Genomic DNA, 1,424 nt, shown 5'->3' with positions numbered 1-1,424 from the left:
ACTGGCTATACTACTCTGCAAAGCAATTCATCTATTACTCCTTTATAATACACCGTATTCCTAAAAGAGTCGCACCCAATTGCTTTTGACCTCTTTGGGTCAGTAAATCCGCCTCTTTCTGTTGTTGGGCTTCTTTATTTATAGCTTGAGCCGGAATCAGAAATGGTTGGCTCACAACTATAGATAACCCGAAAATGACTAGCAACAAGTACTTGAAGCAATATCGGAGTCTAATCATCCTTCTGAGTCGTTTTCTTCAGTGGTAATACTTTTAATACATGGGATTCTTGAGAACACAAACTGGCAGACAACGAAGCATTAGGAACGACAGTATTGGGTTGTTTTGCCGTCAAAATAAAATTCCCATCAGAATCTTGTATCAAGGCTTGGGCTTCTATGATTTGTGTTGGTTCTTCGCTTGAGTATGACTTTGGTTCCTGTGAATTATTAATAGCTTCACCTGGAACAAAGTTACTCTGCCAACTCAAATTGCTAGCTGGCAGGTCGTTAGAACTAATTGGAAGACCGCTAGTACCAGTGACGACCAATTTACTACTGGCTACTGTCCCCGATCGTCTCTGACAAACCGATGCAATCTCAGGAGTTGCACGAATCGCTTCTGGTTCTGCTTTAGCCTGCACAGGATTAGTAAATAAGGTGTTGATCTGAATGGTACCATTCAATCCGAACCGTGAACTAGCTGTAATTTTGCTATCAGGAGAAAGGAATAGTCCTTTGGTGTCGATTCTGATATTACCGCCTTGCCCTTCAAAAGCATTCGCTGTGATGCTGCTATTTTTTATTGCAACTAGGATATCTGTGTCGATTCTGATATTACCGCCGTCGCCATTACCACCAGCAGTCGCAGTAATGATACTGTCACGTAATTGTAAGTCACCAGAGTGTAAGAAAATGTCGCCTCCTTGGCCCTTTGTGCCGCCCTCTGTGCCAGCTGTGATAGTACCTCTGTCTAGATTGATACTGTCTGCGTTGATTCGGAGGGTTCCTGCATTTCCTTGTCCTGGCTGAAAGTTGAGATTTTTTGGAATTTTTTCACCACCAATATTTACTCTCCCACCATCAGTGACAGTTAATCGTTCTGCTTCGATTGTCAGATTTCCGGCCTTTCCAGTTCCTCCAGTTCGAGCTGATATTCTGCTAGGAGAATTACCAGTTAATGACTTTCCGGTTACTTGCACTTCTTCGTCAGCAGTGATAGATACGTTGCCTCCCGAACCCTGCCCAAATGTGCCTGATGATATAACTCCTCCAGAGCGTAGACTTAACCGCGCAGTTTGAATCTTGATGTTACCGCCAGATCCGGTAGATCCTCGTTTGGCACGCTTGAAAAGCTCTAAGCTATACAGGATAAGCGCTACAGATTTCAAAACTATTAAACAGTGTGGGGACGAGGCAGGCGATTG

Annotated in this window: 1 pseudogene; it reads right to left on the bottom strand. The window is 43.6% G+C overall.

Annotation, left to right across the window (positions count from 1 at the left end):
• Positions 1–230 precede the first annotated feature (230 nt).
• Positions 231–1,424 (bottom strand): annotated as a pseudogene (locus CDG77_RS34885) (hypothetical protein); the annotation flags it as partial.

The sequence above is a fragment of the Nostoc sp. 'Peltigera membranacea cyanobiont' 213 genome (assembly GCF_002245975.1).
Lineage (GTDB): Bacteria > Cyanobacteriota > Cyanobacteriia > Cyanobacteriales > Nostocaceae > Nostoc.
The sequence above is the reverse complement of the archived record's forward strand: the minus strand, read 5'-3'. Positions and strand labels throughout refer to the sequence as shown.